The organism is Stenotrophomonas sp. NY11291 (genome assembly GCF_023277365.1).
In the GTDB taxonomy this organism is placed as follows: domain Bacteria; phylum Pseudomonadota; class Gammaproteobacteria; order Xanthomonadales; family Xanthomonadaceae; genus Stenotrophomonas; species Stenotrophomonas geniculata.
Genome location: NZ_CP096975.1, coordinates 3,629,319 through 3,652,865, shown reverse-complemented (window position 1 = coordinate 3,652,865; position 23,547 = coordinate 3,629,319). Strand labels below are relative to the sequence as shown.

Annotated in this window: 21 protein-coding genes; 17 read left to right on the top strand and 4 right to left on the bottom strand. The window is 67.2% G+C overall.

Translation table 11 applies throughout. The annotated features are described in order from the left end of the window. Positions 1-234 precede the first annotated feature (234 nt). The 7 genes from pilG (at position 235) to M1L61_RS16995 (ending at position 12,221) form a co-directional block, all read left to right on the top strand. Complete coding sequence (gene pilG / locus M1L61_RS17025) at positions 235-636, top strand: twitching motility response regulator PilG (RefSeq protein ID WP_005418455.1); 402 nt, start codon at positions 235-237, stop codon at positions 634-636. Between the two features lie 18 nt (positions 637-654). Next, positions 655-1,017, top strand: coding sequence for a response regulator (locus M1L61_RS17020; RefSeq protein WP_005410717.1), 363 nt, complete (start codon positions 655-657; stop codon positions 1,015-1,017). Continuing rightward, complete coding sequence (locus M1L61_RS17015; RefSeq protein ID WP_010482705.1) at positions 1,017-1,547, top strand: chemotaxis protein CheW; 531 nt, start codon at positions 1,017-1,019, stop codon at positions 1,545-1,547. The genes M1L61_RS17020 and M1L61_RS17015 overlap by 1 nt, the downstream gene beginning before the upstream one ends. 41 nt (positions 1,548-1,588) lie before the next feature. Continuing rightward, entirely contained in the window at positions 1,589-3,625 is a 2,037-nt protein-coding gene (locus M1L61_RS17010; protein ID WP_010482706.1) for a methyl-accepting chemotaxis protein, read from the top strand. A gap of 100 nt (positions 3,626-3,725) precedes the next feature. Continuing rightward, complete coding sequence (locus M1L61_RS17005; protein WP_248853810.1) at positions 3,726-10,433, top strand: Hpt domain-containing protein; 6,708 nt, start codon at positions 3,726-3,728, stop codon at positions 10,431-10,433. Further along, positions 10,420-11,760: a chemotaxis protein CheB gene (locus M1L61_RS17000; protein ID WP_248853809.1), complete on the top strand. Its 1,341-nt coding sequence runs from the start codon at positions 10,420-10,422 to the stop codon at positions 11,758-11,760. Before M1L61_RS17005 ends, M1L61_RS17000 begins: the two co-directional genes overlap by 14 nt. Further along, complete coding sequence (locus M1L61_RS16995) at positions 11,757-12,221, top strand: chemotaxis protein CheW (RefSeq protein ID WP_010482710.1); 465 nt, start codon at positions 11,757-11,759, stop codon at positions 12,219-12,221. Before M1L61_RS17000 ends, M1L61_RS16995 begins: the two co-directional genes overlap by 4 nt. Before the next feature lie 104 nt (positions 12,222-12,325). Here M1L61_RS16995 and M1L61_RS16990 read toward each other — a convergent pair whose 3' ends face one another. After that, the gene (locus tag M1L61_RS16990) at positions 12,326-13,063 is read right to left on the bottom strand and encodes a 16S rRNA (uracil(1498)-N(3))-methyltransferase (RefSeq protein ID WP_010482711.1); all 738 of its coding nucleotides are present in this window, start codon (positions 13,061-13,063) and stop codon (positions 12,326-12,328) included. After that, positions 13,054-14,445, bottom strand: coding sequence for an adenosylmethionine--8-amino-7-oxononanoate transaminase (bioA, locus tag M1L61_RS16985; RefSeq protein WP_248853808.1), 1,392 nt, complete (start codon positions 14,443-14,445; stop codon positions 13,054-13,056). The genes M1L61_RS16990 and bioA overlap by 10 nt, the downstream gene beginning before the upstream one ends. Before the next feature lie 77 nt (positions 14,446-14,522). On the opposite strand from bioA, the gene nudE reads away from it, so the two are divergent. The 9 genes from nudE to gcvH all read left to right on the top strand — a co-directional run bounded on the left by nudE (position 14,523) and on the right by gcvH (position 21,234). Next, positions 14,523-15,086, top strand: a complete 564-nt coding sequence (gene nudE, locus M1L61_RS16980) for an ADP compounds hydrolase NudE (RefSeq protein WP_049481820.1) — start codon at positions 14,523-14,525, stop codon at positions 15,084-15,086. Further along, positions 15,083-15,886, top strand: coding sequence for a 3'(2'),5'-bisphosphate nucleotidase CysQ (gene cysQ / locus M1L61_RS16975; RefSeq protein WP_010482714.1), 804 nt, complete (start codon positions 15,083-15,085; stop codon positions 15,884-15,886). The genes nudE and cysQ overlap by 4 nt, the downstream gene beginning before the upstream one ends. Positions 15,887-15,899: 13 nt before the next feature. Next, a complete protein-coding gene (gene mazG, locus M1L61_RS16970) occupies positions 15,900-16,739 on the top strand; it encodes a nucleoside triphosphate pyrophosphohydrolase (RefSeq protein ID WP_019338695.1) in 840 nt (279 codons plus the stop codon). Next, positions 16,736-17,065, top strand: a complete 330-nt coding sequence (locus tag M1L61_RS16965; RefSeq protein WP_100446428.1) for a YnfA family protein — start codon at positions 16,736-16,738, stop codon at positions 17,063-17,065. The genes mazG and M1L61_RS16965 overlap by 4 nt, the downstream gene beginning before the upstream one ends. 160 nt (positions 17,066-17,225) lie before the next feature. Beyond that, on the top strand, positions 17,226-17,528 hold the full coding sequence (locus tag M1L61_RS16960) for a DUF962 domain-containing protein (RefSeq protein ID WP_010482717.1): 303 nt from the start codon (positions 17,226-17,228) through the stop codon (positions 17,526-17,528). A 66-nt stretch (positions 17,529-17,594) separates the two neighbouring features. Next, positions 17,595-18,554: an SPFH domain-containing protein gene (locus tag M1L61_RS16955; protein ID WP_043399173.1), complete on the top strand. Its 960-nt coding sequence runs from the start codon at positions 17,595-17,597 to the stop codon at positions 18,552-18,554. Between the two features lies 1 nt (position 18,555). Next, positions 18,556-18,990 (top strand): NfeD family protein, encoded by a 435-nt coding sequence (locus M1L61_RS16950; RefSeq protein WP_043399171.1) that lies wholly within the window; start codon positions 18,556-18,558, stop codon positions 18,988-18,990. A gap of 642 nt (positions 18,991-19,632) precedes the next feature. Further along, the gene (gene gcvT, locus M1L61_RS16945; RefSeq protein ID WP_010482722.1) at positions 19,633-20,745 is read left to right on the top strand and encodes a glycine cleavage system aminomethyltransferase GcvT; all 1,113 of its coding nucleotides are present in this window, start codon (positions 19,633-19,635) and stop codon (positions 20,743-20,745) included. Between the two features lie 93 nt (positions 20,746-20,838). Beyond that, positions 20,839-21,234 carry a glycine cleavage system protein GcvH gene (gcvH, locus tag M1L61_RS16940; protein ID WP_010482723.1) on the top strand — a complete coding sequence of 132 codons (396 nt, stop codon included), beginning with the start codon at positions 20,839-20,841 and terminating at the stop codon, positions 21,232-21,234. A gap of 292 nt (positions 21,235-21,526) precedes the next feature. Here the strand turns inward: gcvH and M1L61_RS16935 are convergent, their stop codons facing one another. Next, the gene (locus M1L61_RS16935) at positions 21,527-21,826 is read right to left on the bottom strand and encodes a hypothetical protein (protein WP_125438507.1); all 300 of its coding nucleotides are present in this window, start codon (positions 21,824-21,826) and stop codon (positions 21,527-21,529) included. A 183-nt stretch (positions 21,827-22,009) separates the two neighbouring features. Here M1L61_RS16935 and M1L61_RS16930 point away from each other — a divergent pair, with 183 nt between their 5' ends. Then, positions 22,010-22,528 (top strand): hypothetical protein, encoded by a 519-nt coding sequence (locus M1L61_RS16930; protein ID WP_019338693.1) that lies wholly within the window; start codon positions 22,010-22,012, stop codon positions 22,526-22,528. A gap of 120 nt (positions 22,529-22,648) precedes the next feature. Here the strand turns inward: M1L61_RS16930 and M1L61_RS16925 are convergent, their stop codons facing one another. After that, entirely contained in the window at positions 22,649-23,542 is an 894-nt protein-coding gene (locus tag M1L61_RS16925) for a LysR family transcriptional regulator (protein ID WP_248853807.1), read from the bottom strand. Positions 23,543-23,547: the final 5 nt, after the last annotated feature.

Here is a 23,547-nt window from a genome sequence, read left to right as displayed (position 1 = left end):
ACCTGTCAGGCAAGGCGTTGATGGTAGCGGCAACGCCGCCCGCGCGCCTCCCCGCCGTACTGCAACGCAGCGTCCGCCCGGCGCCCGCGCACGCATTGCGAAACCCGTCACGTTCAGGAGGGTGCCATGCCCCGCGCCATGGGGCGGCCTTGAAGCGGGCGCGGAAAGTGCGATATAGATACGCTTTCGTAGCGGCCCCCGCCAGAGATCGGGCCGTGCGCTTGGGGATAGGCAATGACTGAAAACACGACTGCGGGCGGGGAACTCGCAGGACTCCGGGTGATGGTCATCGATGATTCGAAGACCATCCGCAGGACTGCGGAAACGCTGCTCAAGCGCGAAGGCTGCGAGGTGGTCACCGCCACCGACGGCTTCGAAGCGCTTGCGAAGATCGCAGACCAGCAACCGCAGATCATCTTCGTCGACATCATGATGCCGCGCCTGGACGGGTACCAGACCTGTGCGCTGATCAAGGGCAACCAGCTGTTCAAGGCGACCCCGGTCATCATGCTCTCGTCCAAGGATGGCCTGTTCGACAAGGCGCGGGGACGCATCGTCGGCTCGGAGCAATACCTGACGAAGCCTTTCACGCGTGAAGAACTGCTGGGTGCCATCCGCACATACGTCAACGCCTGACCAGGGGGGAAAGGCACAATGGCTCGTATCGTTCTGATCGAGGATTCACCGACCGACCGTGCGGTGTTCACCCAGTGGCTGCGCCGTGCCGGCCACGAGGTGCTGGAAGCGGACAATGCCGAGGATGGACTGCAGCTGGTCCGCGACCAGGTGCCGCAGCTGGTGCTGATGGACGTGGTCCTGCCCGGCATGAGCGGCTTCCAGGCCACCCGCGCGATGGCCCGTGATGCAGCGATCAAGCACATCCCGGTGATCATCGTCAGCACCAAGGCGATGGAAACCGACAAAGCATGGGGCCTGCGCCAGGGCGCGGCCGATTACATCGTCAAGCCGCCGCGCGAGGATGAACTGATCGCGCGGATCAACGAACTGGTGGCCTGATGCGCTCGCCCTTCGACATCCTCGAAGCCTACGAACGGCGCAGCCTGGCCCACGCGGTGCAGCTGCCGGAGCGGCAGTTCGCGCAGGACCTCTGGCGTGGCGTGGGTTACCGCGTCGGCCAGCGCCGGCTGGTGTCCGATTTCCGCGAAGTGGTGGAAATCGTGCCGATGCCGCCGGTCACCCCGGTGCCGTGCGCGCAGCCGTGGCTGCTGGGCGTGGGCAACCTGCGCGGCAACCTGTTCCCGGTGGTCGACCTGAAGTACTTCCTGGAAGGCACGCGTACCGTGCAGCAGGAAGGCCAGCGCGTGCTGATCATGCGCCAGGCCGGCGGCGACGTCGCGCTGACCATCGATGAGCTGTTCGGCCAGCGCAGTTTCGAACTGGACCAGCAGATCGAAGCCGGCACGCTGGCCGAAGGGCGTTACGGCCACTTCGTCGATCGCGCCTTCCACGCCGACGGCCACGACTGGGGCGTGTTCTCGCTCTCGCTGCTGTCGCGTACCCCTGAATTCCGGCAAGCCGCGGCCTGAGGCCGGGCAACGCCCCCTGCATTGAAGATCGAGGTTGAACGATGAGTACTGCTTCGGACGCCACCAAGACCGGCAAGCTGCGGCTGGGCGGCAGCAACCTCTGGCTGTTCCTGCTGCTGGCATCGATGATCCTGTTCGGCGTCAACACCGGCGTCGCCACCTGGCAGGGCAGTCGCCTGGCCGATGCCGGTTCCAAGGCGGCCGACCTGCAGGTGCTGTCACAGCAGCTGGCCAACCAGGGCCGTGACGCGGTGGGCGGCAACGCGCAGGCGTTCACCGCCTTCAAGGCCACCCGCAACGCGATCGAACAGAACGTGTCGACCCTGCAGGGGCGCTACGGCAAGGAACCGGGCGTGTCCGGTGCGATCGCCACCCTGGGCGAAACCTGGGCGCCGCTGGGCAAGCAGGCCGGGCAGCTGGTCGCCAGTGAACCGGCGGTGCTGGCCCTGGCCGGCAACGCCAACAACTTCACCGGCGCCGTGCCGGGGCTACAGGCCCAGCTGAACGAGCTGGTGCGTGCGATGTCCGCTTCCGGCGCCCCGTCGTCGCAGGTGTACAGCGCCCTGCAGCAGGTGGTGGTGGCCGGCTCCATGGCCCGCCGCGTGACGGAAATGCGTGCCGGTGGCAGCGCCGCTGCCACCTCGGGCGATGCACTGGCCCGTGACATCACCGTGTTCTCTCAGGTGCTCGACGGCCTGCGCAACGGCAACGAGGAACTGGGCATCACCGCCGTGCGCGGTGCCGCCGCCGTGGCCGCGCTGGAGCAGTCGCAGCAGAAGTGGGAAGCGATGAAGCAGGACGCCGACGCGATCCTGGCCAGCTCGCGCCAGCTGTTCGCCGCGCAGTCCGCAGCCACCGCGCTGGGCCAGGGTTCGGCGCACATGCTGGACGACAGCCGCAAGCTGTTCGAGGCGTTCTCCTCGTTCGGTTCGGTGTCCGATACCCGCCTGTTCCCGAATTTCTGGATCGGCGTGGTCTCCGGTGCGCTGTCGCTGATTGCGATCATCGGTTTCGTCTCCACCAACGTGCGCAGCCGCTCGCGCGAGCAGGAACTGCGCTACCAGACCCAGGTGGAGTTCAACAGCCGCAACCAGCAGGCGATCATGCGGCTGCTGGACGAAATTTCCTCGCTGGGTGAGGGCGACCTGACGGTGAAGGCCTCGGTGACCGAGGACATGACCGGCGCCATCGCCGACGCGATCAACTACGCCGTCGACGAGCTGCGCCACCTGGTGACCACCATCAACGACACCTCGGCCAAGGTCGCGCTGTCCACCCAGGAAACCCAGGCCACCGCCATGCAGCTGGCAGAGGCGGCGGGCCACCAGGCCAACCAGATCACTTCGGCGTCGGACCGCATCGGCGAAATCGCGGCGAGCATCGAACAGGTGTCGCGCAACTCGGCTGAGTCGGCCGACGTGGCACAGCGCTCGGTGGTGATCGCCGCCGAGGGTGCCGGCGTGGTGCGCGAGACCATCCAGGGCATGGACCAGATCCGCGACCAGATCCAGGAAACCTCCAAGCGTATCAAGCGCCTGGGCGAGTCGTCGCAGGAAATCGGCTCGATCGTGGAACTGATCAACGACATTTCCGAGCAGACCAACATCCTGGCGTTGAACGCGGCGGTGCAGGCGGCCTCGGCCGGTGAAGCGGGCCGCGGCTTCGCGGTCGTGGCCGACGAAGTGCAGCGCCTGGCAGAACGTACCTCCGGCGCGACCCGACGCATCGAGAACCTGGTGCAGGCCATTCAGGCCGATACCAACGAAGCGGTCACCTCGATGGAACAGACCACCGCCGAAGTGGTGTCCGGTGCACGCCTGGCCGAGGACGCCGGCACCGCGCTGACCGAAATCGAACGCGTGTCCAATGCACTGAACACCCTCATCAAGAACATCTCCATCGCCGCCCAGCAGCAGTCGGCCGCGGCCTCGGACATCACCCGCACCATGGGCGTGATCCGGCAGATCACCGGCCAGACCTCGCAGGGTGCCGGGCAGACCGCCGAATCGATCGGCCACCTCGCGCAGCTGGCGGCCGACCTGCGTCGTTCGGTCGCCGACTTCAAGCTGCCGGCGTGACGCAGGCAGGGCGGCGAGCAAGGAACCAGTCGATGAAGCATTTCCATTTCCCACGCCAGAACTCGCGCGGCTTCCGCGCGGCGGCGAACGGAGCGCGTCCATGAGCAGTCTGCGCGATGCGATGAGCCACGCAGCGCTGGGTTGGGTCAAGCCTGAGCTGGACGAGACCCTGCGCCAGGTGCGCAACGAGGTCGAGTACTACGCGGAAGACCCGGCCGATGCCAGCCGCATGCGCATCTGCGCCGGCTACCTGCACCAGGTGCAGGGCACCCTGCGCATGGTCGAACTGTATGCCCCGGCGATGGTGGCCGAGGAGCTTGAACAGCTGGCCAATGCCATCGGCGCTGGGGGTGTGGCCGATCGGGATGAAGCCTGCGCGACCCTGATGCGTGGCAGCGTGCTGCTGCCCGACTACCTGGAGCGCCTGCAGAACGGGCATCGCGACATCCCGATCGTGCTGATGCCACTGCTCAACGAAATCCGTGCCGCGCGTGGCGAAGAAGGGGTGCATGACAGCGTGCTGTTGGCATTCGCACCGGACAGCGTCACCGCCACCGAGGCCGAACTGGACCATGCCCGTGGCAGCCTGAGTGGACGCAATCGCGAACTGCTCGACACCGTCGGCAGTGCGGTGAAGGAAGAACTGCTGCGCATCAAGGATGCGCTGGACCTGCACCTGCGTACCGGCGGCGCGCCCGAACAGCTGCAGACCCAGGCCAACGAGCTCGGTGCGGTGGCCGATACGCTGGGCATGATGGGCCTGGGCGTTGCCCGCGGCGTGGTCGTGCAGCAGCGTGATGCACTGCGTGGCGTGGTCGAAGGGCGCCAGCAGATCGACGAGAACCTGTTGCTGGATATCGCCGGGGCACTGCTGTACGTGGATGCCTCGCTGGATGACCAGGTTGCTCATCTGGGCGCCGGCGGCAGTGGCGAGGACGATCCGAGCGCGGTGGAGAACCGGCGCACGGTAGAAGTGCTGGCGCATGAGGCCATCGCCAACTTCGCCGCCGCGCGCGAGCACTTCGTCGCGTTCATTGAAACCAGCTGGAACCATGCCGAGCTGCAGGACGTGCCGCGCCTGCTGGGCGATGTCTCCGGCGCGCTGCGCATGCTGGATCTGGGCACGGCTGCCGATTACCTGCGCGGTGTGCAGCAGTACATCGAAGCCGAGCTGATCGGTCGCCAGCGCGTGCCCAGTGGCCGTCAGCTGGACACCCTGGCCGATGCCATGGCCAGCCTGGAGTACTACCTCGAAGCACTGCGCGACCGCCGCCCGGGCCGCGAGGACATTCTCGACATCACCCGCAGCAGCCTTGAAGCGCTGCGCTACTGGCCGTTGCCGGATCGCAACACGGTGGAACCTGTTGCCGCCGCGCCGATTCCGTTCGCATCGCTGCTGATCGAACGCGAGCCGGTCGCGCTGCAGGCCGAGCCGTTGCAGCCGGAGCGCATCGAGATTCCGGTGCAGCCGGCCGCGCCCGCCGCCGGCACTGTGCCGGTGCCGCTGCCGGACTTTACCTTTGATCCGCCACCGGCCACGCCTGCACCGGAGGTGGTGGACAACAGCCTGATGTTCGGTGCGCTGGGGACCGTTGCATCCGCACCGCTGTCGCTGCAGGACGACGCAGATGCGCCCTTGGTCTTCGCCGCCTCCAGCGCGCCTGCACCCGACGTGCCGCAATGGGATCTCGCACCGTTCCATTCCGACTCCGATCCGGCCGCGAGTGCCGAAGACGAGCGCAGTCCGACCTTCGCCAGCTTCGAGCCGGTCAGTTTCGAACGGGCCGAAACCGGAGTGGGATCGGCGCCGCAGTGGACACTGTCGGAGGCAGCGCCGCCGGCAGTGGCCGATGCGGCCGTGATGGCTGTCGAGGGCGACGTCGACGCCTCGGTGCCCTTCGACACCGCTGACTTTGCCGTGCCGGTGTTCGACCCGGTCGCTGCCGAGCACGATGCGGTTGCCGCCGGTGAGGACGTGGTATTCCGTTTCGACGGCGATGCACTGGACAATGCCGACGACGTGCTGTCGCTGCACGCGATGGAGACGCTGTCGCTGGACGACGACGCCGGATTGCATCCGTCGCTGGAGATCGTCGATGCCGCCACGCCCCTGCGGGTAGACGAAAGCCCTGTGGTTGCCGGAGTGGACGCCGTTCCGGCGGATGTGCCGGAGGACGTGCCCGCGCCGATGGCCGAGGTGCTGACGCCGGCCTCCGATGCACCGGCACCGGCGGTGTCGGTGATTGATATCGACACCATCGCACCGATCGATTTCAGCGAAGCCGACGCACAGTTCTTTGCCGAGCTGAGCGCCGCGGCGGCCGACTTCAATCCGCAGGCCATGGCGGCTCCGCCCGCTGCGGACATCCCGGTCGTGGCTGGGACCGAGGCCGGCTTCGAGGCGGGCTTCGACGACGATGCCGAGAACATCGACGAGGACATCCGCGAGGTGTTCCTGGAAGAGTTCGACGACGAGCTGGCCAACCTTGGCACGCTGCTGCCGGCATGGCGTGTGCAGCTGGACAACATGGACCGGCTGCGGCCGATCCGGCGCATCTTCCACACCCTCAAGGGCAGTGGCCGACTGGTCGGTGCACGCACCCTGGGTGAGTTCGCCTGGAAGATCGAAGGCATGCTCAACCGCGTGCTTGATGGCAGCCGCCCGGCCACTCCGGCCGTGCTGGCGATGGTCGATAACGCACATGCCGCGCTGCCGCAGCTGAACGCCGCGCTGCGCCATGGCCAGCGCATCAGCGTGGACCTGCAGGCGATGCAGGCCATCGCCGATCGTGTCGGCGCCGGTGAGGAAACCTATTACGTGCCGCTGCCGGTAGCGGCCGCGCCTGTGGCACCGGTGGCCGAGGCCGAAGGCGAGGACGAGGACGAGATCAGCCGCATCCTGGCGGCCGAAGCCATCGCGTCGGTACAGGACGAAGCCGAGCCGGTGCCCGAGGCCGTGGGCACGCCAGCCAACATCGACAGCGTGCTGCGCGAGATCCTCGAAGCCGAAGTGGAAGTCCACCAGGCGACCCTGCAGGATTGGCTGCGCTCGGCGCAGCAGGCACCGCAGCCGGTCAGCGACGCGCTGCTGCGCGCAGTGCACACCATGAACGGCGCCTTCGCGATGACCGAAGTGCCGGAAATCACGGCGGTCACCGGCGGTGCCGAGTCCTACATCAAGCGCGCACTGGCCGCCGACGTGGTGCCTGGCGACGAAGGCGTTGCCGCACTGGATGCGACTGCGCAGGCGATCACCGCGACCATGGAGGCGCTGCAGGCCGAACAGCCGCGCATTGTTCCGCAGGGCGCGTTGGTGCAGCGGCTGCAGGCGTTGGCCGGCAAGCTGCCGGAAGCACGCTGGCCGCTGTTCGCGCTGGAAGACGAGGATGAGGAGGGCGTCGAGCTGGCGGCTGATGTCGAGCAGGCATCCGAAGCCGAAGCGCCGCTGGCCGGGCTGGACGCGCTGGACGAAACCGGCATGCCGTCCGCTTTGGATGCGGCGCCCGATCTCATTGCCGAGCCGCAGCTGCTTGCCGAAGATGCGCTGGAACCGGTTCCAGCTGCAGCCGAGTCGCAGCCGCTGGATGTCGCGGCCGACAGCGGCCTGGACGTGGGCGAGCTGACCGCCAGCGATGATCTTTCGCGTTACTTCGACGCCGGCTGGCCGTCGGTGCCAGGCGAAGCTGAACCTGCCGTGGCGGACATCGGCGCGATTGAATCGATCCAGCCGGCCGAGAGTGCGCCTGCTGTCGAAGTGGCCGAAGCAGATGCCGTGCCCACGATCGCGACGGTCGACGACGCTGATCTGACCATGGCCGACGATCTGTCGCCGTACCTCGACGCCAGTGCGCTGCCGGTGGATGACCGTGACGCGGAAGAGCTGCCGGTGTCTGCGGATGTTGACGCGATCGACCTGAATACGTCGCTGTCCTTTGATTCGGGCCGTGGCGATGACCGCGTCATTGACGACGCTGCTGCACTGCCACTCGACAGCGAGCTGTCGAGCCTGCAGGATGAAATGGCTGTGCCGGGTTTTGCAGAACCGGTCACGCTGGCAGCCGCGCTCGAGGCCGGCCTGCACGTGATCGAGGAAGAGCAGACCCTGGACGACGACGGGCAATGGCCCGTGATCGGCCTCCAGGCCAGCGAACTCGCGCCGGGCGAGGCAGATGCCTTTGCCGAGGATGCGGACGTCGGCGGGGAGGCGGCGGTCGGTGAAGGAGAGAGCGCCGATCAGCCGTCCCCGGCGACGGTGATTGAGGAGATCACCGCGGAGCCCCCGCAGGGCAGCGCTGCTGTGGTGCGCTTCTTCGAGATGGAAGAGGCGCCGGGCCAGGGCATGGTCGAAGCCGATGCCGATGCCGATGCCGAGATTGCAGAGGCCGACGTCACGCCCCGTGCGCCGCACCTCGAGCAGGCGCCTGATGCGGCCGATGCCGAAGACGGCGCCGACGCACTTGACTTCAGCGTGTACGACCGCGAGCTGGTCGATATCTTTGTCGAGGAAGGCAAGGACCTGCTCGACCACTGTGATGGCCTGATCAGCGAACTGCGCGATGCACCGCAGGACCGCGAGGTGCTGGCCGGCCTGCAGCGTGACCTGCACACCCTCAAGGGGGGCGCGCGCATGGCCGGCATCAACGCCATCGGCGATCTCGGCCACAGCATCGAATCGCTGCTGGAAGCCGTCGCCGCCGGTCGCACCGAGATCGAGCGCCGTGATGTGCAGCTGCTGGAGCGTGGCTTCGATCGCCTGCACCAGCTGCTGACCCGCACCGGTGATCATCGCGTGGTGGAACCGGCGCAGGACCTGGTCGACGCGTTCGAAGTGCGTACCACCACCGATATCGCTGCGGCTGCGGCGGCCAACGTGGCGAGCGTCGCAGAAACCGACTCGGCACCGGTCGCCAGCCCGGCTCCGGCACTGCTCGATGCGCCGTTGTCGGCACCGCTGCCGGCAGAAGGCGTGGTCGATGAAGATCCGCTGGCGCGTCCGCAGCAGGAGCAGGTGCGCGTGCGCGCCGACCTGCTCGACCGCCTGGTCAACCATGCCGGTGAAGTGGCGATCTACCGCTCGCGGCTTGAACAGCAGCTCGGTGCCTTCCGTGGTGCCATGGGCGAACTGGAGCGCACCAATGCGCGACTGCGCGACCAGCTGCGCCGACTCGACCTGGAAACCGAGGCGCAGATCGTCGCCCGCTACCAGCGCGAACAGGACCAGGCCGACCAGAAATTCGATCCGCTGGAACTGGACCGCTTCTCCACCCTGCAGCAGCTCAGCCGTGCGCTGAACGAGTCGGCGGCCGACCTGGGTGGCCTGCAGGGCGTGCTTGACGATCTGTCGCGCCAGTACGATTCGCTGCTGCAGCAGCAATCGCGCGTCAGCTCCGAGCTGCAGGATGGCCTGATGCGCGCGCGCATGGTGCCGTTCGACGGCCTGGTGCCGCGCCTGCGCCGCGTGGTCCGCCAGTCCGGCATGGATACCGGCAAGCAGGTCCACCTGACCCTGGAAGGTACCCACGGCGAACTGGACCGCAACGTCCTCGACCGCATGGTCGCGCCGCTGGAACACATGCTGCGCAACTCCGTGGCCCATGGCCTGGAGGCGCCGGAGCAGCGCCGCGCCGCCGGCAAGCCGGAGGAGGGCGAGATCGCCATCCGCCTGCACCGCGAAGGTTCGGAAATCGTGCTGGAAGTGGCCGATGACGGCGCCGGCCTGGACCGCGAAGCGATCCGCCGCCGCGCCATCGACCGCGGCCTGCTGGCCGCCGATGCGCAGCCGAACGAGCAGGAGCTGGACAACCTGATCTTCGCGTCCGGCTTCACCACCGCCGATCAGGTCAGCCAGCTGGCCGGCCGCGGCGTGGGCATGGACGTGGTGCGCAACGAAGTGCGCCAGCTCGGCGGTTCGGTCGACATCCAGTCGGTGCGGGGCCAGGGCGTGCGCTTCACCCTGCGCCTGCCGCAGACGCTGGCCGTCACCCAGGCGGTGTTCGTGCAGATCGGCGAAACCACCTTTGCGGTGCCGGTCGCCTCGGTCAGTGGCATCGGCCGCCTGTCGCGTGAGCGTTTCGAAGCGGCCGACAGCAGCTATCGCTACAGCGGCGAGGACTATCCGCTGTACGACCTCGGCAGCCTGGTCGGGCAGGCTCCGGCGCGTGCCGACGGCCAGGACCAGGTGCCGCTGCTGCTGGTCCGCGCCGGCGACCTGCGTGCCGCCGTGGCAATCGACCAGGTGCTGGGCAACCGCGAAATCGTGGTCAAGCCGGTCGGCCTGCAGATCGCATCGGTGCCGGGCATCTACGGCGCGACCATCACCGGCGATGGCCGTGTGGTGGTGATCCTGGACGTGGCGCCGCTGGTGCGCCGCTTCCTGGCCAACCCGACGCTGCCGGTACTGGCCAATGCGCCGCGCCAGGAGCGCCAGGTGCCGCTGGTGATGGTGGTGGACGACTCCCTGACCATGCGCAAGGTCACCGGCCGCATCCTCGAACGCCACAATTTCGAGGTCAGCGTTGCCCGCGACGGCGTGGAGGCGCTGGAACGCCTGGAAGAGCGCGTGCCGGACCTGATGCTGCTGGATATCGAGATGCCGCGCATGGATGGCTACGAGCTGGCCACCGCGATGCGCGCCGACCCGCGCTACAAGGATGTGCCGATCGTGATGATCACCTCGCGCAGCGGCGACAAGCACCGCCAGCGCGCCTTCGAGATTGGTGTCCAGCGCTATCTGGGCAAGCCGTACCAGGAACTGGACCTGATGCGTAACGTGTACGACCTGCTGGGGATCGCCCGTGTCCGTGAGTGAAACCCAAACGGCTCCGGCCGTTGCCCTGCTGGCCCGCCCCGGCGCGGCGCGTGAGCGCCTGCGCGAGGCGTTGTCGCACGCCGATGTACAGCTGGTGCTGGAAGATGATCCCAATACGCTGGAGGTGCGGGTCCTGCAGGAGGCGCGCCCGCAGTTCGTGGTGATCGCGCTGGAGGCCGCCATCGAGGATGCATTGGAGCGCCTGGAAGCGGTGCTGTCCGCACCGGGCCTGACCCTGGTCTTCGACGAGGCCGAGTTGGCCGCACGTCGTGATGGCTGGGAGGCTCAGCGCTGGGGCCGTCATCTGGCCGCCAAGCTGCATGGCCACCAGCAGGTGTTGCCGCCGGGGGCCGAAGAAGAACCCGGCCTGCAGCTGGAGCCGGGCCATCCGGCACCACCGCCGGCGCCGCAGGAAGAAGCGTTGCAGCCGCACCTGGACCAGGCATTGAGCTGGGCCGACGAGGTCCCTGCTGACAGCCTGTACTCGCCGCCCGCGCAGCTGCACGAACCGATCGCGCTGGAACAGGCGCTGGCGGCGTTGCAGCCGGTCGTGCCCGAGCCGCTGGAGCCGCCCGCACTGCCGTCGCCGGCAGAGACCGCGCCCGCAGCAGCGCCCCTGCCGCCGGTCTCCTTCGACCACACCGCCTGGTCCCTGGTCGAAGACGGGGCCGATGCCCCGGCCGCCGCTCCGCACCACGCTGCAGTGGAGGCATCGCTGCCTTCCTTCGATACCGGTCATCTGAGCCTGGTCGACCTGGATGCCGCAGCGCCCGTGGGCGCACGCGCCGGATCGCTGCTGGTGCTGGCCGGCATCGGTGGCCCGGACGCGTTGCGTCGCCTGCTCGGCGCGCTGCCGTCTTCGCTGAGCGTGCCGGTCCTGGTGCACATGCGCCTGGATGGCGGACGCTACGGCAACCTGGTCAAGCAGATGGCACGCGTGTCGCCGTTGCCGGTGCAGCTGGCCGAAGCCGGCCAGCGTGCAACACCCGGTGAAGTGCACGTGCTGGCCGATGACATTGGCGTGCAGGCAGCCAGTGACGGCCTGCATTTCGTCAGCGACGCGCAGGGCATTTCGATTGCCGCGCTGCCGGCTGACCACACTGCGCTGGTCCTGCTCAGCGGCGCCGATCTTGCACATGTTGGTCCGGCGCTGGATCTGGCCGCCGCCGGCGCCTGGGTGGCCGGGCAGGTCGGCGAGGGCTGCTATGACCCTGCCGCAGCCACGGCGGTGGTCGCCGCTGGCATGGTGGCGGGTGAGCCACAGGAACTGGCGCAGGCCATCGCCTCGCGCTGGGGCTCGGAAGACGATAACGGAGAGGCACCATGAGCTACGCCAGCAATGACGAAATCCGCGGCGTCCTGATCCAGGCCGGCAACGAGCGCGTACTGCTGCCCAATGCCACCGTGGCCGAAATGATGTCGCGCGTGCCGGTGCAGCCGGTCTCCGATGCGCCGCGCTGGCTGGTTGGCGAAATCGGCTGGCACGGCTGGCAGGTGCCGCTGGTGTCGTTCGCACGCCTTTCGGGGCTGGGCGAAGAGGCGGTGGCCGGCCACAACAAAGTGGTGGTGCTGAAGGCCCTGAGCGGCAACGCGCAGCGCCCCTACTATGCGCTGCTGACGCAGAATTTCCCGCAGCTGATCTCGGTGCCGCGCGACGGCCTGCTGGCCGACGCCTCCGAAGAAACCCTGCCGCAGATCGTGCACATGCGCGTGCTGCTGGGTGAGCAGAGCGCGCTGCTGCCAAACCTGGATGCACTGGAAGCCGCGCTGGATTCACTGGCGGCCTGATGGGGAATCCGCCGGGCATGGCCCGGCGCTACCACAGGTGACCCGGATTCCCGGGGTAGCGCCGGGCCATGCCCGGCGAGCGCCGCGGTCACCGGACCTGCTCCTTATCCCAGATCGCCCAACCGCGCTTGCAGTGCCGCGATCGCGGCCAGGCCGGCGGTTTCCGTGCGCAGAATGCGCGGGCCCAGCTGCAGGCCCTGGAAGCCTGCAGCCGTCAGCTGATCCCGGTCACGCGGCGACCACCCCCCTTCCGGACCGATTGCAATCACGATTCCCGCGGCAGGTGCAGCGTCCAGCGTCGACAGCCGATGCGCGCCGTGCGGGTCCAGCGTCAACCGCAGCGTATCCACTGGTAGTGCCGCCGCGGCCTGCGCCAGCGACAGTGGCGAGCCCACCTGCGGAATGCGCGCGCGCCCGGACTGGCCGCAGGCCGAGGTCACCACGTTGTTCCAGTGCGCCACGCGCTTCTCCGCCCGAGCTGCATCAAGCTTCACCTCAGTGCGCTCGGCGTTGACCGGAATGATCGCCGCCACGCCCAGTTCGGTGGCCTTCTGCAGGATCAGGTCCATTTTCTCGCCGCGCGCGATGCCCTGCAGCAGAGTGATCGCCAGTGGCGATTCATTCTTGATGGCCTGCACGGCGTCGATGCGTACCTGCACCTCGCGTTTGCCGGCCACCGTCAGCGTCGCGCTGTAGTCGTGGCCATCGCCGTTGAACAGGACGCAGGTATCGCCTTCGCGCAGGCGCATCACCCGCACCAGGTGGTTGGCCGTCTCTTCCGGCAGGGTCACGGTCTGGCCGCTGTGCAGCGCCAGGTCGATGGGGCAGCGGGTCACGCGCATGCAATCGCCTCGTCAATCGCTGCCAGTGTGGTATGTGCCAGCAGCTCCAGTTGTTCGTCGTCCACGCAGTAGGGTGGCATCCAGTACAGCACGTCGCCCAGCGGGCGCAGCACCACGCCGCGCTTCAAGGCGGCCTTGTAGGCGTGCAGGCCCAGCCGCATGGCCGGGTCGAACGGCGTGCGCTTGTTACCGTCGCGCGACAGCTCGAAGGCCACCACCATGCCGGCCTGGCGCACGTCGGCCACGTGCGGATGGTCGTTGAACGGTGCCGCCAGCGTACCCATCACGGAAGCGATGCTGCGGTTGCGGGCGATCACATCGTCGTCGCGGAAGATGTCCAGCGTCGCCAGCGCGGCCGCGCAGGCCAGCGGGTTGCCGGTGTAGCTGTGCGAGTGCAGGAACGCGCGCTCGCGCGAGTCGTCAAGGAAGGCGTCGTACAGCGCCTGCGTGGCCAGCACCGCGGCCAGCGGCAGGAAGCCGCCGGTCAGGCCCTTGGACAGGCACATCAGGTCCGGCATCACCCCTGCCTGCTCGCAGGCGAACAGGGTGCCGGTGCGGCCGAAGCCGGTGGCGATCTCGTCGGCGATCATGAACGCGCCATGGGCATCGCACAGTTCGCGCACGCGCTGCAGATAGACCGGGTCATGCATGCGCATGCCGCCGGCACACTGCAGGCGCGGTTCCAGGATCACCGCGCAGATCTCGCCCGGATGCTGGTCGAACAGGGTGGCCAGGCCGTCGGCAGCCTGCCGCGCGCGGTCGGCCGCGCTCTGGCCGGGTTCGGCCAGGTAGGCATCGGGCGAGGGCGCGAACAGCGCTTCGGCCAGCAGCGGCGCGTAGACACGGCGATACAGCGGGATGTCACCCAGCGCCAGCGCGCCCAGGGTCTCGCCGTGGTAGCCGTTCTCCAGTGCGATGAAACGCGTGCGCCGCGATTCCCCACGGTTCTGGAAATACTGGAAGGCCATCTTCAGGGCCACTTCCACGCCGGCCGAACCGTTGTCGGCGTAGAACACCTTGGCCAGCGGTTCGCGGCCAGGCTGGTGCGGGGCCAGGGCCAGCAGGCGTTCGGCCAGGGTAATGGCCGGCTCATGGCCGAAGCCGGCCAGCATCACCTGTTCCAGCTGCGTCGCCTGGGCGGCGATGGCGCCACCGATGCGCGGTTCGGCATGGCCGAACAGGTTGGTCCACCAGCTGCTGACCGCATCCAGATAGCGATTGCCATCGTGGTCGATCAGCCAGGCACCTTCGCCACGGGCGATCGGCACCAGCGGCAGGGTGTCCGGATGCTCGCGCATCTGCGTGCAGGGGTGCCACAGCACCTGCAGGTCGCGCTGCCGCCAATGGTGGGCCAGCGGGGAGGGGGTTGGGTCTGCTAGCATTTCGGGCTCATGAACATGTTGCTGCCTGCACATTCTATCGGCCCCGGCGCAGGCGCCGGCCGCCGCGGAGATTCCGCATGAACGATGACCGTGCCGGCCGTCGCTTGCCGATCATCCATCGGATCACCGATGAGGAGAACGGTCCCTTCCAGCGCCAGCACCTGGACCTGGAGTTCTCCAACGGCGAACGCCGCCGCTTCGAGCGCCTGGTCAGCCGTGGCCATGGTGCGGTGGTGGTGGTGCCGATGCTCGACGACGAGACCGTGCTGCTGGTACGTGAATACGCCGCAGGCATGCACCGCTACGAACTGGGCCTGGTCAAGGGCCGGATCGATGCCGGCGAGACTCCCGAGCAGGCTGCGGACCGCGAACTGAAGGAAGAGGCCGGTTACGGTGCGCGCCGGATCGACGTGCTGCGCGCAATGACCCTTGCCCCGACCTATATGAGCCACCAGTCGTGGCTGGTGGTGGCGCGCGACCTGTACCCGGAAAAGCTGGCCGGCGACGAGCCGGAAGAACTGGAAGTTGTCCCGTGGAAGCTGGCCGAGCTGGACCAGCTGATGCTGCGTGAGGACTTCTCCGAGGGACGCTCGCTGGCGGCGCTGTTCATCGCCCGCCAGTGGCTGCAGGGATTGCGATGATCAAACTGACCACGGACCTGCGCGAGACCGCCATCGCCATCGCCCAGGAAGCCGGACAGGCCATCATGCAGGTCTATGCCGATGGCTTCGAGGTGCAGATCAAGGACGACAACAGCCCGGTCACCAGTGCCGACCTGGCGGCCAACCAGGTCATTGAACAGGGCCTGCAGCAGCTGACCCCGGACCTGCCGATCCTGTCCGAGGAATCGGCGCAGGTGGGCTGGGAGCAGCGCCGCCACTGGGGGGCCTACTGGCTGGTCGACCCGCTCGACGGCACCCGCGAGTTCGTCAAGCGCAACGGCGAGTTCAGCGTCAACATCGCGTTGATCTACCAGGGCGCACCGGCTTTCGGCGTGGTGCTGGCCCCGGTCACCGGCATCGTCTGGCATGCCATGCGCGGCGAGTTGGCCTATCGCCGGCAGGGCCTGCACGACACCGTGCTGCGTACCCGTACACCGGCCACCGCACCGTTGCGGGTTGCCGCCAGCCGTTCGCACCGCTCACCGGAGACCGAGGCGCTGCTGGCGAGGATGGGCCGCATCGAGACCATCGCGCAGGGCTCGTCGCTGAAATTCTGCCGGATCGCCGAAGGTGGCCTGGATGTCTATCCGCGGCTGGGTCCGACCTCCGAATGGGATACCGCTGCCGGCCAGTGCGTGCTGCACGCCGCCGGTGGTGCGGTACTGTCGGCCGCGACCGGCAAGCCGTTCCGCTACAACCGCCGCGAGACCCTGTTGAACGGCGATTTCATTGCCCTTGGTGATACCAGCCTGCCATGGCGTGACTGGTTGTCCGATTGACACTGGAGGCCGCATGAGCGCGCACGACACCCCCACCACCGGCAGCGCCGCAAGCAACGAACTGGAGCGCCTGCTGGCGATCATGGCGCGCCTGCGCGACCCGCAGGGCGGCTGCCCGTGGGACCTGGAGCAGAACTTCGCGACCATCGCGCCGTACACCATCGAGGAAGCCTACGAGGTGGCCGATGCGATCGACCGCGGCGACCTCGACGACCTGTGCGACGAGCTGGGCGACCTGTTGCTGCAGGTGGTGTTCCATGCGCGCATGGCCGAAGAGCAGGGCAGCTTCGCCTTCGCAGACGTGGCCCGCGCGATCAGCGACAAGATGCAGCGCCGCCACCCGCACGTGTTCGCCGAGGTCAGCGTCGATGATGCCGATGGGGTGATGCGCAACTGGGAGGCGATCAAGCGGGCCGAGCGCGCCGCCAAGGGCGAACAGGACACCTCCGCGCTGGCCGGCATCTCGCGCGGCCTGCCGGAATGGCAGCGGGCAGTGAAGCTGCAGTCGCGCGCGGCCAAGGTCGGCTTCGACTGGCCGGGCCCGTTGCCGGTGCTGGACAAGGCGGCCGAGGAACTGCAGGAGCTGCGCGAGGAGTTCGAGCGCGGCGATATCGCCGGCAACAAGGCGCGCCTGCAGGAAGAACTGGGCGACCTGCTGTTCGTCTGCGCCAACCTGGCGCGCCACGCCGATATCGATCTGGGTGCGGCGCTGCGCGGGGCCAACCACAAGTTCGAACGTCGCTTCCGTGCGATGGAAGCGCAGGCCGATGCGCAGGGTGGGGCGCTGGCTGCGATGGACCTGGAGGCGCAGGAAGCCCTCTGGCAGCACGCCAAGGCGGCGGAGAAAGCGTGAAGACGCTCGGCCTGTTCCTGCTGACCGCGCTGGCCGAGATCGTGGGCTGCTATCTGCCCTGGTTGTGGCTGCGCAAGGAAGGCAGCATCTGGCTTCTGCTGCCGGCGGCCGCCAGCCTGGCCCTGTTCGCCTGGCTGTTGACCCTGCATCCGACCGCCAGTGGTCGGGTCTATGCCGCCTACGGTGGCGTCTACATCGGCACCGCGCTGTTCTGGCTGTGGCTGGTCGATGGCATCCGTCCCAGTCGCTGGGACCTGTTCGGCGCCGCGCTGTGCCTGGCCGGCATGGCGGTGATCATGTTCGGGCCGCGCACCTCATCGGTGTAGGTCCGGGCAAGGCGGTTCTGTAGAGCCGAGCCCACGCTCGGCTGCTCTTCTTTCCGACCGCGCTGGCACGCGCAAGCCGAGCATGGTTCGGTGCTGCAAGGCAGCGCAGCGCCCCCCGAAAGGCGCATGATGGGCCTGACCATGGCCCCGGAGCATGCGCATGTCCCGCTTCGCCAGCTTCCGCGAGTTCTATCCGTTCTACCTCAGCGAGCACCGCCATCCGGTGTCGCGCCGGCTGCACTTCGTCGGCAGCTGCGGGGTGCTGCTGCTGGTTGCGGCGGCGATCCTGCGCGGCCAACCCATCCTTGTGCTGGCCGCCCTGTTCTGCGGTTACAGCTTCGCCTGGGTCGGCCATTTCTTTTTCGAGAAGAACCGCCCGGCCACCTTCCAGCACCCGCTGTACTCGTTCATGGGCGACTGGGTGATGTTCGCCGACATCCTGCGCGGGCGCGTGCCCTGGTAGCTCCGCTGTGAATGCGGCCTTCACGCGCTATGCTGGGGCCTGGACGTCATCGATAAGGAAAGCAAGATGTTCCCGACCATGTTCTTTACGGTGGTACTGGCCTTCGTGGCCGTGGTGATCCTGTTCAAGGCCGTACGGATGGTGCCCCAGGGCTACGAGTGGACCGTCGAGCGCTTCGGGCGCTACACGCATACCATGACCCCCGGCCTGCATTTCCTGATCCCGATCGTGTACGGGGTGGGGCGCAAGGTGAACATGATGGAGCAGGTGCTGGATGTGCCCAGCCAGGAAGTGATCACCAAGGACAACGCCGCCGTGCGCGTGGACGGCGTGGTGTTCTTCCAGGTACTGGATGCTGCCAAGGCCGCCTATGAGGTGGCCAACCTGGAAGTGGCGATGATCGCCCTGGTGCAGACCAACATCCGTACCGTGATCGGTTCGATGGACCTGGACGAATCGCTCAGCCAGCGCGAGGTGATCAATGCCCAGCTGCTGAGCGTGGTCGACCATGCCACCAATCCCTGGGGCGTGAAGGTCAACCGCATCGAGATCCGCGACATCCAGCCGCCGCGGGATCTGCTGGACGCGATGGCGCGGCAGATGAAGGCCGAGCGCGAAAAGCGCGCGCAGATTCTGGAAGCCGAAGGCTCGCGGCAGTCGGAGATCCTGCGTGCCGATGGCGAGAAGCAGGCCACCGTGCTCGAGGCCGAAGGCCGGCGCGAGGCTGCGTTCCGCGACGCCGAGGCGCGTGAGCGCCTGGCCGAGGCCGAAGCGAAGGCAACCCAGATGGTGTCGGCGGCGATTGCCGAAGGCGACGTGCAGGCGATCAACTACTTCGTTGCCCAGAAATACGTGGAAGCGTTCAAGGAGCTGGCCAGCTCGCCGAACCAGAAGCTGGTGCTGATGCCGATGGAGGCCAGCGGTGTGATCGGTTCGATCGCCGGCGTGGCCGAGCTGGCCAAGCAGGCACTGGGCGACCAGAACACCAAGGCCGCGGGCAAGCGGCCGCCGCCGATCGGAGGCTGACATGCGCTGGGAAGTCGTGGGCTGGGGCGCGTTGGCGTTGCTGCTGTTCGCTGCCGAAGCGCTGGCGCCGGGTGCGTTCATGCTGTGGATCGGCATTGGCGCGGCGGCGGTGTTCGTGCTGGTGGCCGTGTTCAGCGGCATTCCATTGCTGTGGCAGGTCGTTGCCTTCGTCGTGCTGAGCGTGGTCTCGATCCAGTGCTACCGGCGCTGGGGCAAGGCAAGGGCGCGACCCAGCGATGCACCGTTGCTCAACCGCCGCGCCGAGCAGCTGGTCGGACGGGTGGTGCCATTGCAGCAGGGCATCATCGGCGGGCAGGGCCGGGTCAGTATCGATGATGCGTACTGGCAGGTCAGTGGGCCGGAACTGCAGGCCGGCAGCCTGGTGCGGGTGGTGGCGGTGCAGGGCAGCACGCTTGTGGTCGAAGCGGTGGCCTAGGGTTTCCATCCAACGACGCAGCCCCTCGTGGGTGGTCGCGGAACGCGGTTCATGTGTTTGGGTCGGGCGGGTTAGGTTCGCGGTACACGTCGTAAACCCATCCCTGGGGCTCGATGGCGCCATCCATGGCGTCAACGGTCCCGCGAACCCAACCCGACCGACCCCCGACAGTTTCCGTACGCGTACAGCCCACGGACAAGAAATCAAAAGCGAGAAGCAAAAGCCGGTCGCTGCGCTCTCTGAACTCGGGGTCGGATCCCGTTCCGCAGGAAAGGGCTCCGACACCTCTCTATATTTGTATCGACATCCAAATCTGCTGTTGCTCCTGCATTTGACTTCCGTTCCGTCAGTGGGAACGTTGAAAGGCTGGAGCGGTATAGGCGAGCGGGACCGTTCGCGCCATGGATGGCGCGACCGAGCCCCCAGGGATGGGTTCACGGCGTGTCCCGATCACCCATACCGCTCCGGCCAAGCCGTCGACTTCGCCGAGCCGATACGCTCTGGCTGTTGCCGTTGCTTGGCTTGTAGAAAGCGGCGCCGGCCGCAGGCCGGCCAAACATCCCCGCTGCGCTGCGGCGCGACCTGCGGGCGACCGATCTGGGATAATGGGGATTCTTGTTTCCTCTGCTGCCGGACCCGGTCATGACCCAGAAGACGCTGCTCAACGATACCCACCGCGCCCTTGGCGCCAAGATGGTCGATTTCGGGGGTTGGGACATGCCCATCCACTACGGCTCGCAGCTGGACGAGCACCACCAGGTGCGTCGCGAGTCCGGTGTGTTCGACGTCAGCCACATGACGGTGGTCGACCTGCGCGGTGAGCAGGTCAAGCCGTTCCTGCGCCGCCTGCTGGCCAACTCGGTCGACAAGCTGAAGGTGACCGGCAAGGCGCTGTACTCGTGCATGCTGAACCCGCGCGGCGGCGTCATCGACGACCTGATCGTCTACTACCTGGGCGACGATTTCTTCCGCATGGTGGTCAATGCCTCCACCCGCGAGAAGGACCTGGCCTGGCTGCGCGAGCAGGCTGCGCCGTTCGGCGTCACCGTCGAGCAGCGCCCGGACCTGGCCATCCTGGCCGTGCAGGGACCGCAGGCGCGCGACATCGTGATCGGCCTGGCGCGTGATGCGGACCGTCAGGCGCTGACCAAGCTGGGCCGTTTCGCCGCCCTGCAGGTGCAGTCCGATGACGGCGTCGAACTGTTCGTCGCCCGTACCGGTTACACCGGCGAAGACGGTTTCGAGATCCTGCTGCCGCAGGACGCCGTGGTCGCGTTCTGGAACCGCCTGCTGGCGGCGGGCGTGAAGCCGGCCGGCCTCGGCGCACGCGACACGCTGCGCCTGGAAGCCGGCATGAACCTGTACGGCCAGGACATGGACGAAGAGATCAGCCCGTACGAAGCGGCGCTGGCCTGGACCGTGTCGCTGGACGAAGGCCGCGACTTCATCGGCCGCGACGTGCTGGAAGCGCAGAAGGCCGCCGGCACCGCACGCCAGATGATCGGCCTGGTGATGGACGAGAAGGGCGTGCTGCGCCACGGCCAGGCGGTGACCACCGCGGGCGGCCAGGGCGAGATCCTGTCCGGCACCTTCTCGCCGACCCTGGCCAAGGGCATCGCCTTCGCCCGCGTACCGGCCGGTGAACTCGGCGAGGTCACCGTCGACATCCGCGGCCGGCAGGTACCGGTACGCGTGGTCAAGTTCCCGTTCGTGCGCGAAGGCCAGGCCCAGCCCGGCGTGCTCGCCGACGCCTGATCCGAAACTGCCGATCGTCACTGACAGCAGTGGCGGCCGGTTGGTTACACTAGCCCCGTTTTTTCCACCCCTGCATATCTCTGGAGCAGTCCCATGAGCGAGATCCCCGGCGACCTCAAGTTCCTCAAGTCCCATGAGTGGGCCCGTGTCGAAGGCAATGGCCGTGTCACCGTCGGTATTTCCGACCACGCCCAGGGCCTGCTGGGTGACCTGGTCTACGTCGAACTGCCGGAAGTCGGTGCCGACGCAAAGGCTGGCGAGCAGATCGCCGTTGTCGAATCGGTGAAGGCCGCCTCGGACGTCTACAGCCCGATCAGCGGCAAGGTCGTCGAGGTCAACTCGGCGCTGTCCGACAAGCCGGAAACCATCAATGAAGATGCCTACGGCGAAGGCTGGATGTTCGTGGTCGAACTGACCAACGCCGAAGAGCTCAACGAACTGCTGGATCCGGACGCGTATGCCGAAGCCCTGGAAAACGACGACCACTGAGTCGTCACTTCCGGGTTCTGGAACGGCCACCTTCGGGTGGCCGTTTTTGTTTTGGCGAGTGCGTCGGACTCATGACGGCGGGTTCGCTCTGCACCCTCGGCGTGGCATCAGCCGACAGACGAACGGTGCCGATCGGCGTGCGCAGTTTTGCGCAAATCCGCGTTTCCGCCCTGCGCCGAAGCGATCAGATGTGAAAACTTTTCGCCCCCCGTTGCGGCCCCGTTGTGCTGGCGTTGGCGACGGTGCCGGTGACCATCGGCGATGCACGTGCGCTGTTGTCCAGAACATGTGCCTATCTGCGCAGAGTGCTTATTTCAAGTGTTTTTTGTTCAGAGAGCGCATCGACGTCGTCGCATGCGACGCGCGTGCGCGCCGCTTCAATGGTCGTTGCAGGGCGCGCACGGCGGTGGCGCGGGCGGCGTCCGGGCTGGCGCGGATGTGAAAATTTTTCGCGGGGGTTGTTGACAGTAAAAAAAACCGTGATTAGGTTTCGCCTCAGCAGACCTTGCCTGCCCAACCGAGTGCGCAGAATCAATCGTCCGATGCGAAGCAGCCCCTTCAAGACCACCGCGACCCTGATGACGGTGGACATGGCCCCGCTTCCCCCGGAGAAATGCAAGGCAACCCCCGTTCCGATGTCCGCTCCGCCGATCGAGGCGGGCATTGCCGCATCCGTAACGGCGCGCCTGACGCGCCGGCGGTCCCCGCACGCAGCATCCGCGGGTTTGATCCAACTGGGCGTTTCAACTCCCTATCACTGACGAGGAGCCATCCCATGGCAACCAAGAAAGCTGCGAAGAAGAAGCCCGCCGCCAAGAAAGCGGTGAAGAAGGTCGCGAAGAAGGCTGCTGCCAAGAAGGCAGTGAAGAAGGTCGCGAAGAAGGCGACCGCCAAGAAGGCAGTGAAGAAGGCTGCGAAGAAGGTCGCCAAGAAGGCCACTGCGAAGAAGGCAGTGAAGAAGGCGGCGAAGAAGGTAGCCAAGAAGTCCACTGCCAAGAAGGCCGTCAAGAAGACCGCCAAGAAGGCCGTCAAGAAGGTAGCCAAGAAGGCCACCAAGAAGACTGCCAAGAAGGCAACGGCCCGCAAGCCGGCCAAGAAGGTCGCGAAGAAGGCGACTGCCAAGAAGGCCGTCAAGAAGACCGCCAAGAAGGCAGTAAAGAAGACCGCGAAGAAGGCCACCAAGAAGGCTGCCCCGAAGAAGGCAGCGAAGAAGGTTGCCAAGCGCAAGCCGGCCGCCCGCAAGAAGAAGGCCGCTCCGGTCGCTCTGCCGGCAACCCCGGCGCCGCTGATCTAAGTACTTCCCGATAGCCGCATCCTGAAACCCCCTTCCCTGGCTGCCCAGCGGGGAGGGGGTTTTTTTATGGAGCGGTTTGTAGCGTCAGGCCATGCCCGACGGCTTTTCTGACGGTCGACGCTAGCGGTGCGGCGCCGGTGGAAAGCGCTCCACCAGGAAGTCCAGGAAGCTGCGCAGGCGGGTCGAGTGGTAGCGATCGTGGGCGTAGACCACGTGCATCGGCCGACCGGTCTGGCCATGTTCCGGGAACAGCTGCACCAGGCGTCCGGCGTCGACGTCGGCAGCCAGCAGCAGTGCCGACTGCAGCACGATGCCCAGCCCATGCAGCGCCGCCGTGCGCAGTGCTTCGCCGTTGTTGATCTGCAGCCGGCCGTCGGGCACACGCTCAAGCCCGCCAGCATCGACCTGCAGCCACTGCGCCAGTGCGCTGGGTTCGAAGGACAGGCATTGGTGCCGGGCAAGCGCCTGCAGGTCGGAGGGCGTACCGTGCCGGGCGAGGTATCCGGGCGATGCGCACATCATCAAGCGATACGGTGCCAGCGCACGCGCCACCAGCATGCTGCTGTCGGCCAGCGTGCCGATGCGCAGCGCTGCTTCGAAACCCTCCTCGGCGAGGTCGACCACGCGGTCGGTCAGCGTGGCTTCGACCCGGACCTCCGGATGGCGCGCCATGTACTCGGCCAGTGCCGGTACCAGCGCATGCGTGCCGAAGATCACCGGCGCACTGATGCGCAGCGTACCCGCCGGTGCCAGTTGCTGGTGCTGCGCCTGCGCGTCGGTTTCTTCCACCAGGCGCAGGATCTCCCGGCAGCGGATGTAGTAGTCCTCGCCGAAGGGCGTCATATGCTGGCGCCGGGTGGTACGGCTCAACAACTGCATGCCCAACCGTGCTTCCAATGCACGCAGGTGCTTACCGGCCATCGTCGCGGAGATATCCATCGCCGCCGCCGCTGCACTGAGACTGCCCTTGTCCACGATCAGCACGTAGACCCGCATGCTCTCCAGCAGGTTCATCTGAC

What these genes read in the sequence shown, in the direction of transcription:
- M1L61_RS16925 (WP_248853807.1), bottom strand. Translation starts at nt 23,542, where the DNA reads ATGAACCTGCTGGAGAGCATGCGGGTCTACGTGCTGATCGTGGACAAG.
- pilG (WP_005418455.1), top strand. Translation starts at nt 235, where the DNA reads ATGACTGAAAACACGACTGCGGGCGGGGAACTCGCAGGACTCCGGGTG.
- bioA (WP_248853808.1), bottom strand. Translation starts at nt 14,445, where the DNA reads ATGCTAGCAGACCCAACCCCCTCCCCGCTGGCCCACCATTGGCGGCAG.
- M1L61_RS17015 (WP_010482705.1), top strand. Translation starts at nt 1,017, where the DNA reads ATGCGCTCGCCCTTCGACATCCTCGAAGCCTACGAACGGCGCAGCCTG.
- M1L61_RS16990 (WP_010482711.1), bottom strand. Translation starts at nt 13,063, where the DNA reads ATGCGCGTGACCCGCTGCCCCATCGACCTGGCGCTGCACAGCGGCCAG.
- cysQ (WP_010482714.1), top strand. Translation starts at nt 15,083, where the DNA reads ATGATCAAACTGACCACGGACCTGCGCGAGACCGCCATCGCCATCGCC.
- M1L61_RS17020 (WP_005410717.1), top strand. Translation starts at nt 655, where the DNA reads ATGGCTCGTATCGTTCTGATCGAGGATTCACCGACCGACCGTGCGGTG.
- M1L61_RS16930 (WP_019338693.1), top strand. Translation starts at nt 22,010, where the DNA reads ATGGCAACCAAGAAAGCTGCGAAGAAGAAGCCCGCCGCCAAGAAAGCG.
- M1L61_RS16955 (WP_043399173.1), top strand. Translation starts at nt 17,595, where the DNA reads ATGTTCCCGACCATGTTCTTTACGGTGGTACTGGCCTTCGTGGCCGTG.
- M1L61_RS16950 (WP_043399171.1), top strand. Translation starts at nt 18,556, where the DNA reads ATGCGCTGGGAAGTCGTGGGCTGGGGCGCGTTGGCGTTGCTGCTGTTC.
- M1L61_RS16935 (WP_125438507.1), bottom strand. Translation starts at nt 21,826, where the DNA reads ATGTCCACCGTCATCAGGGTCGCGGTGGTCTTGAAGGGGCTGCTTCGC.
- M1L61_RS16995 (WP_010482710.1), top strand. Translation starts at nt 11,757, where the DNA reads ATGAGCTACGCCAGCAATGACGAAATCCGCGGCGTCCTGATCCAGGCC.
- gcvT (WP_010482722.1), top strand. Translation starts at nt 19,633, where the DNA reads ATGACCCAGAAGACGCTGCTCAACGATACCCACCGCGCCCTTGGCGCC.
- gcvH (WP_010482723.1), top strand. Translation starts at nt 20,839, where the DNA reads ATGAGCGAGATCCCCGGCGACCTCAAGTTCCTCAAGTCCCATGAGTGG.
- M1L61_RS17005 (WP_248853810.1), top strand. Translation starts at nt 3,726, where the DNA reads ATGAGCAGTCTGCGCGATGCGATGAGCCACGCAGCGCTGGGTTGGGTC.
- nudE (WP_049481820.1), top strand. Translation starts at nt 14,523, where the DNA reads ATGAACGATGACCGTGCCGGCCGTCGCTTGCCGATCATCCATCGGATC.
- mazG (WP_019338695.1), top strand. Translation starts at nt 15,900, where the DNA reads ATGAGCGCGCACGACACCCCCACCACCGGCAGCGCCGCAAGCAACGAA.
- M1L61_RS16960 (WP_010482717.1), top strand. Translation starts at nt 17,226, where the DNA reads ATGTCCCGCTTCGCCAGCTTCCGCGAGTTCTATCCGTTCTACCTCAGC.
- M1L61_RS17010 (WP_010482706.1), top strand. Translation starts at nt 1,589, where the DNA reads ATGAGTACTGCTTCGGACGCCACCAAGACCGGCAAGCTGCGGCTGGGC.